1 protein-coding gene is annotated in these 745 nt (G+C 59.2%); it reads left to right on the plus strand.

Annotated elements, in window-relative coordinates:
* Position 1 precedes the first annotated feature (1 nt).
* Positions 2 to 694, plus strand: coding sequence for an IS6 family transposase (locus ACTRWG_RS22735; RefSeq protein WP_462829988.1), 693 nt, complete (start codon positions 2 to 4; stop codon positions 692 to 694).
* The last annotated feature ends 51 nt before the right edge of the window (positions 695 to 745 follow it).

Raw genomic sequence — 745 nt, forward strand, 5'->3', positions numbered from 1 at the left:
AATTCGACGCCTGAAGGGCTTTCGTTTTCCCCGCGAGATCATCTCCTATGCCGTCTGGGCTTACCATCGGTTTGCGCTGAGCACGGCAGATGTCGAGGATCTGCTGGCCGAACGCGGCGTGATGGTCAGCCGGGAAACCGTCCGGAACTGGGTGAACCGGTTTGGCCGCCATTTCGCCGATTGCATCAAGCGCGACAGGCCGGGCGCCAGTGACAAATGGCACTTGGATGAAGTCGTTGTTCCGATCAATGGCGTGAAGTTCTGGCTTTGGCGGGCAGTCGACGCGAATGGGAATGTGCTCGACATTCTCGTGCAAAAGCAACGTAATGCAAAGGCCGCCAGCCGGTTCTTGAAGCGGCTGATCGACCGGTTTGGCGCGCCGCGGGTCGTGATCACCGACAAGCTGCGCAGTTACATCAGGCCGATCCGCAACCTCGTGGCGAATGCTGATCATCGGGCGCACAAGGGCTTGAACAACCGGATCGAAGGATCCCATCGGCCAACCCGCAAGCGAGAGAAACTCATGGGGCGGTTCAAGTCACCCGGACAGGCTCAGAGATTTCTGGACGCACATGACCAGATCAACATGTTCTTCCGTCCCCGCCGCTATCGTCTTACCGCCACATCGTACCGCCACGCCCGATCCGATGCCTTTGATCTTTGGAACGGCTACGCACTCGAGATGACCGCATGACGGGCGCGGAGCAGGCCGCATTCAGCCGGGTGCAAATAAGTTGGCAATGCC

This window comes from Leisingera sp. G5_S3_59_S7 (assembly GCF_054968485.1).